Here is a 6,197-nt window from a genome sequence, read left to right as displayed (position 1 = left end):
CGATCGTGATTTTCCACCTATCGACCTGTCTGAGGAAATTAGACCACCACAGAGCAAGCCAGCAGTAAGCTGAACCTCTCAGCCGCCGATAACCTGCTTTGAAAACGTCGCGCGCTCCATCTCGACGACGTTGACCGTGACCTGCACGGTCTGCCCCGAGGCCCCCGGGCGCACCATTTCCCCGATCGCATTGACTACCAACTGGCCCAGTTCCTTGCGCGTGGCCTGGTCGCGTCCGTCCAGGATCTGCAGCGTGGCATGCACGAACGCGCGGTCAGCGTGCTCGGTGCCCTGGCGGTACGTCGACAACATGATGCAGCGCGACTTGATATCAGGCTCCTGGAACTGGCCGCTCGACAGCAATGCGGCATTGGCCTCATCGAGCAACTCCTCCTGCGAGCAGGTCAGGCGGGTGTTTTCGGTGATTTCGATAACGAGATGGGGCATGGGAACCATGAGGTCTGAGAACCGGGAATAACGCATCGTACGGCAATCCCGGCTGTCCTGTCGACGCGCGGCGCGCTAAGCTATGCGGCATGGACCAATTCACGTTCGAACTGTTCTGGCGTCTGCTAGGTGGCCTGGCTGCCGGCGCCATTATCGGCCTGGACCGTAACCTGCATGGCAAGGCGGCGGGCATGCGTACGTTGGGGCTGGTGTCGTTGGGTGCGGCCGCCGCGGTTTGCGTGGTGTCATTGAACGGGCATCCCCCGGACGCCATGTCGCGCGTACTGCAGGGCCTGCTGACCGGCGTGGGGTTTCTGGGCGTAGGCGTGATCGCGCGGCATGGCGCAAGTGACCGGCCGCAGGGGCTGACCACGGCGGCCGGTATCTGGCTGGCCGCCATCCTGGGCGCGGCGTCCGGTGCCGGTTACTACGCGATCGTGGTGATCTCGCTGGCGCTTGGCTTGCTGTTGCTGCGGCTCGGTGGCCGTTTTGAAAACAGCCTGCACGCACGGCTGGACAGCAAGATCACGCACAAGGTGCCCGATCGTGGGGATCGCCCTGCCGACAATCCCGACGATGACCGGCTGCTGTGAGCAGCCGACCCTTCAGGCGGCGATGCCGAATGCGGCCTCGATCCTGCGGATGTGGGTTTGCAGCAGCGGCCGCACCTTTTCCAGCAGATGCGTGGGCGGTACCAGCGCATTGGGGCCGCTGCAGCTCAGTGTCATCGGTGGCAGCGATGCGCCCGGCCGGAATGCATGGGCGATCGAGTTGATATCGGGCAACCATTCGCCAAACGAGGTCGTGCAACCGAGCCGGCGCTGTTCGTCGCGGCAAGTCGACAGGATGCCCTCGGCCTGCGCGGCGCTTACCTTGTCGTCGCTACGGAATGCTGCCAGTGCCTGACGCTGTTCGGCTGGCGACAAGGCTAGCAGATAGGCGCGGCCGGCCGCCGTATTGAGGCCTGATACGCGGCTACCCACCGGCACGCGCAGCGTCAGGTAGCTCTCCGACTGGCAGTTCTCGAAAATCAGCATGCGGCCGCGGTCGCGCACGATCAGCGATGCCACGCCTTGCGACAACTCCGCCAGCTCCTGCATGAACGGCCTGGCCACGGCCAGTACATCGGTGCCTTGCTGGCCGGCAGGTGCCAACGCCAGCGCGGAACTGCCCAGCCGATAGCGCACGGGATCAACCAGGCCTTGCAGGTAGCCGAGTTCGGTCAGCGTATGCGTGAGACGCGAGATCGTCGATTTCGGCAAGCCACAGCGTTGTGCCAGTTCGGCGTTGCCAAGCTCGCTGTCGAACCCGCGGAAGCAGGCCAGTACGTCGAGGCCTCGTGCGAGCGCGGTGACGAAGTGTCGGTCTTCCTTGCGATTGTCCTTGCGTGCCGGCGTGGCAGCATCTTCAACCGTATCAACGCCCGTGTTGGCGTCCAGATTGTCGTTCAGGGTGTCTTCCATGAGGCTGCTCATACGTTGCCGGACGCAAGCTGCTCGCGCAGCTTTGCCTTGAGGATCTTGCCCGACGGCGCGGCAGGCAACTGCGCGACCGTGCGGATTTCAGCGGGCATCTTGTACGGGGACAGGCGCTCGCGCAGGAAGGCGCGCAAGGCGGCTTCGTCGAGCGTCATGCCGCCGCGCACTTCGACAAATGCAATCACTTCCTCGTTGCCTTCCACGGTACGGCCCACCACGGCCGATTGCAGCACGGCAGGGAAGGCATTGAGCGATTGCTCGACTTCCTCGGGGTACACGTTGAAGCCCGAATGGATGATGATCTCCTTCGAGCGGCCCACGATCGAGACCGCGCCGTCGGCATCGATACGGGCCAGGTCGCCGGTATGCAGCCAACCATCGCTGTCGATGGTCTGTGCGGTCAGGTCGGGGCGGCGATAGTAGCCTTTCATCACGTTCGGTCCGCGCACCAGCAACTCGCCACTGCCGTCCGGCAATTCGTTAGCGAGCCGAATCTCGACGTCGGGTACCACCGGACCCACCGAACAGTCGCTGCGCGGATGTTCCACGCGCGTCTGGCAAACCGTAGGCGAGGTTTCGGTCATGCCGTAGCCATTGTTCAGCACGATGCCGAACGCGTCTTCGAACGCGGCCTTCAGCGTTGCCGTCAGCGGTGCGCCACCGGATTGCGCCATGCGTAGCGATGGCGTACGCACCGACTGGCCATTGGCGCGGCTCCATTCGATCACCTTGGCATACATGGCCGGTACGCCGTGCAGTACGGTCAGTTGCTGGTCGATCAAGGTACGGGCAAGCTTTTCCGGGCGGAAGCGCGGCTCGTACCAGACCGTGGCGCCATTCGACACCGGGCCCACCAGCAGCACCGACAAACCATAGACGTGCGAGATCGGCAGCACGCCATAAACACGGTCGCCGGCCCTGACGCGCGACTGCATGCGGTTGGAATGCCCGATGAACATCAGGTTGGCATGCGTCAGCATCACGGCCTTTGATGCGCCGGTAGTGCCGGTGGTGTAGATCAGCGCCGCTACCTGCTTGCGCGGATCGGCCTCCACGGGTTCGGGCGTGACGCCTTCATCCACGGCACTGACCAGCAGGCGACCCACGTGCGGCCATTCGGCCCACTGTGCGCCACGCGCCAGCCCGTGCTCGCGCGCTTCGGGGAAATCGTTGTCGAGGTACAGCGTCACCCGTGCACCGGCATGTTCGACGATGTTGGCGATCTCGCGCGCCGACAGGCGGGCATTGACCGGTACCGACCAGGCATCGATGGCGCTCAGGGCCAGCAGGATGACCGCGCAGCCGACGCTGTTTTCCGTAACCAGCACCACGCGGTCGCCGCCGCGCACGCCCAGGTCGGTCAGCGTCTGCGCGGTCTGGCGCACCGCGGCATCGAGTTCGGCATAGCGCAGCGCGCCATGCGCATCCATCACGGCCACGCGCTCGGGATCGCTGGCGACCCATGGCGCCATGGTCTGGTGCAGGCGGGCAAAGGCAGGCTGGAACGGCGGGGTGGACTGGGACGATGCGGATGCCGGGCCAGAATGGCCCACGCTTGTGGCGGTACTGCTCATGTTGTCTCCGGGCAAGGCGTCCGGCGTGCGACCAGGTGAGCGCCGCCGGTATTCGATGCATTGGATCGTCCCATCGATATCCGCCGAGTGTCAACCGCACGGTGGAATCATGGTTCTGCATAGCAGAACTAACAAAAAACTCTGTGCGAATATCGGCATGAACAAGCCCGCACTCGGCGAGCGGATATGTCGGATCTGCGACATGTCTGCCAATGTCTGGTCGCCCATAAGCGTTTTAATGCGTCTTAATGCGTCTTGTCGGACATCTCTGAACACAACGTAGATGAGAACGCTTATCATGTGCGTTCTTTATCAGGACATAGCAGGAACATGAAGCAGGGCATTTCGGCCGGATATCGCATGGCGGTCGCCTCACGCGCGATGGCGGCAATCGTGGGCGGCTATGCCGTGGCCGCGCTGGCCACGGGATGCCTGTCGCTGGTATTCGTGCGTTGGGCCGGCATGGTGCGGCCCGAGGCCGTCGTGACGGCCACCTTGTTGTCGTTCCTGTGGTTCGCACTGGCCGTGGTGTGGGTCTTCGCCGCGGACACGGCGTGGCGCGCGTGGTCTGGACTGTTGATGCCGGCCGCCGTACTCGCGCTTGGCTGGTTTGCGCTGCGTGGTGCGTGATGGCTGAACTGAAGAAAGGTCAAGGGCTGCGCCAGTCGATGGCGTGGCTGCATACATGGTCCGGCCTGCTGGTCTGCTGGGTGTTGTTCCTGGTGTTCTGCGGCGGCTGCGCCAGCTACTTCAAGGACGAGATCTCGCTCTGGATGAAGCCGGAGCTGCATGCTTCGCTGCAGGAGAAGGTGCCTGCCGAGGTTGCCGCGCAGCGCGCCTATGGCTTCCTGCAACGCGAGGCCGCCAATGCCGAGCGCTGGTTCATCTCGCTGCCCGATGATCGCAATCCGACCATCTCGCTGTTCTGGCTGCGTCCGGCAAAGCCCGGGGACGCCGGCAAGCCCAACCGGGCACGTCTTGAAAACCGTACGCTCGACGCGGCCACCGGCGAACCAATTCCAGGCGCGCGCGAAACCCGCGGTGGCGAATTCCTCTACCGGCTCCATTTCGATCTGCATTACATGCCCGCGCTCTGGGCGCGCTGGATCATCGGTTTTTGCGCCATGTTCATGCTGGTGGCCATTGTCAGCGGCGTGATCACGCACCGGCGCATCTTTGCGGATTTCTTTACGTTCCGCTCTCGCAAGGGGCAGCGCTCGTGGCTCGATGCCCATAACGCCGTGGCCGTGCTGGCGCTGCCTTTTCACCTGATGATCACCTATACGGGCCTGGTGACGCTGCTGTTCATGTACATGCCGTGGGGAATCCAGGCCGTGTACAACGGCGACGACAAGGCCTTCAATGCCGAGCTGGCCGTGCGCGCGCCGCGCGTCAAGCCATCGAAGGAGGCCGCACCGATGGCGCCGGTCGGACCGATGCTGGCACAGGCCATGACCCACTGGCATGGCATGCCGCCGCAACGGATTACCGTCGAACAACCTAATAACGCCAGTGCCAGCGTCTCCATGACGCGCGCCGCTGGCCGCGACATCAGCTCGACCGCACCGACCATGGTGTTCTCGGGCACTACCGGCGAACTGAAGGCAACGCTTGGCGACGACGTGGCGCCGGCCAGCCAGACGCACGGCACGATGGTGGGATTGCATATGGCACATTTCGCGCCGCCGTTGCTGCGCGCACTGTTCTTTGTGTCCGGTATCGCGGGCGCGCTGATGGTGGCCACCGGTGCGTTGCTGTGGGCAGTCAAGACACGTCAGAGCCATGCCAGGCGTATCGCTGCCACAGGCCGTACGCCGTTTGGGCTGCGGCTGGTCGAGGCGCTGAACCTGGGCGCGATTGCCGGGCTGCCGATCGCTTTCGGCACCTATTTCTGGGCCAATCGATTGTTGCCGGTCGATCTGGCACAACGTTCGGCCACCGAGATCCAGGCCTTCTTTGGCGCATGGGCGCTGGCCGCGTTGCTGGCACAGGTTCGGCCAACACGCGCGATGTGGCGGGCCCAGCTATGGACCGGCGCGGCGTTGTTTGCCGGACTGCCGCTACTCAATGCGCTGACGACATCGAGCCATCTCGGCGTGACGCTGCTTCATGGGCCTGCGGTGCTCGCCGGCTTCGACCTGACCGTGCTCGCGCTGGGCATTGGCCTTGGTAGCGCCGCATGGATGCTTGGCAAGCGCGGCGCTGTGCCGCGCAAGGCTGTGGCACCCCGTGCAGTGGGCCCCGTTGGCGAGGTATCGCAATGAGCGGCACTTCGGCACTTTCCATCTGGCCTGCCTGTGTGGCCGGTTTCGGCTTTAGCGTGGGCGGTTTCACGTGGCTGGCGCAAGCCATCGATCGGCACCATGCCGACATGTTCGGACGTGGCAGCGTGCCGGCGCCAGCGCGTGTCGTGCGTTTGCGTTGGCAGGGCGCACTGGCGCTGGTGCTCGCACTGGCTGCCTGTGTGCTGGCCGAAGGCTGGGCCTTCGGTGTCATCTACTGGGCGGGTTTGCTGACGCTCGGTGCGCTGACCGTGGTCGGCGCATTTTCCTGGGCGCCAGGCGCTACCCCGCGCCTTGCCCGCATGTCCATGGCGGTGGGAGTGGTTGCCGCGATGGCCGCACCGTGGCTCATGCAGCCTTAGCGGTGTTGTCGAGCATCGTCATCAGAGCGATGCGTCATTAGATCAACCCGGGTC

General features: G+C 64.3%; 7 protein-coding genes. 4 read left to right on the top strand and 3 right to left on the bottom strand.

Going from position 1 to position 6,197, the window contains the following annotated elements; genetic code table 11:
• Positions 1-78: 78 nt before the first annotated feature.
• The gene (locus ACO550_RS29055; protein WP_315595829.1) at positions 79-447 is read right to left on the bottom strand and encodes a 5-carboxymethyl-2-hydroxymuconate Delta-isomerase; all 369 of its coding nucleotides are present in this window, start codon (positions 445-447) and stop codon (positions 79-81) included.
• Between the two features lie 89 nt (positions 448-536).
• Between ACO550_RS29055 and ACO550_RS29050 the strand changes: the two genes are divergently transcribed.
• The gene (locus ACO550_RS29050; protein WP_315595828.1) at positions 537-1,040 is read left to right on the top strand and encodes an MgtC/SapB family protein; all 504 of its coding nucleotides are present in this window, start codon (positions 537-539) and stop codon (positions 1,038-1,040) included.
• Between the two features lie 12 nt (positions 1,041-1,052).
• Here the strand turns inward: ACO550_RS29050 and ACO550_RS29045 are convergent, their stop codons facing one another.
• A complete protein-coding gene (locus tag ACO550_RS29045; RefSeq protein ID WP_315595827.1) occupies positions 1,053-1,910 on the bottom strand; it encodes an IclR family transcriptional regulator in 858 nt (285 codons plus the stop codon).
• An 8-nt stretch (positions 1,911-1,918) separates the two neighbouring features.
• Positions 1,919-3,499 carry a class I adenylate-forming enzyme family protein gene (locus ACO550_RS29040; protein WP_315595826.1) on the bottom strand — a complete coding sequence of 527 codons (1,581 nt, stop codon included), beginning with the start codon at positions 3,497-3,499 and terminating at the stop codon, positions 1,919-1,921.
• Between the two features lie 330 nt (positions 3,500-3,829).
• Between ACO550_RS29040 and ACO550_RS29035 the strand changes: the two genes are divergently transcribed.
• Genes ACO550_RS29035 through ACO550_RS29025 form a run of 3 tightly spaced genes read left to right on the top strand, consistent with a single transcriptional unit; the run spans position 3,830 to position 6,143 of the window.
• Positions 3,830-4,129 carry a DUF3649 domain-containing protein gene (locus tag ACO550_RS29035; RefSeq protein WP_315595825.1) on the top strand — a complete coding sequence of 100 codons (300 nt, stop codon included), beginning with the start codon at positions 3,830-3,832 and terminating at the stop codon, positions 4,127-4,129.
• On the top strand, positions 4,129-5,763 hold the full coding sequence (locus ACO550_RS29030; protein WP_315595824.1) for a PepSY domain-containing protein: 1,635 nt from the start codon (positions 4,129-4,131) through the stop codon (positions 5,761-5,763). The genes ACO550_RS29035 and ACO550_RS29030 overlap by 1 nt, the downstream gene beginning before the upstream one ends.
• Complete coding sequence (locus tag ACO550_RS29025; RefSeq protein WP_315595823.1) at positions 5,760-6,143, top strand: DUF3325 domain-containing protein; 384 nt, start codon at positions 5,760-5,762, stop codon at positions 6,141-6,143. Before ACO550_RS29030 ends, ACO550_RS29025 begins: the two co-directional genes overlap by 4 nt.
• Positions 6,144-6,197: the final 54 nt, after the last annotated feature.

This window comes from Cupriavidus sp., from assembly GCF_057315035.1.
The sequence above is the reverse complement of the archived record's forward strand: the minus strand, read 5'-3'. Positions and strand labels throughout refer to the sequence as shown.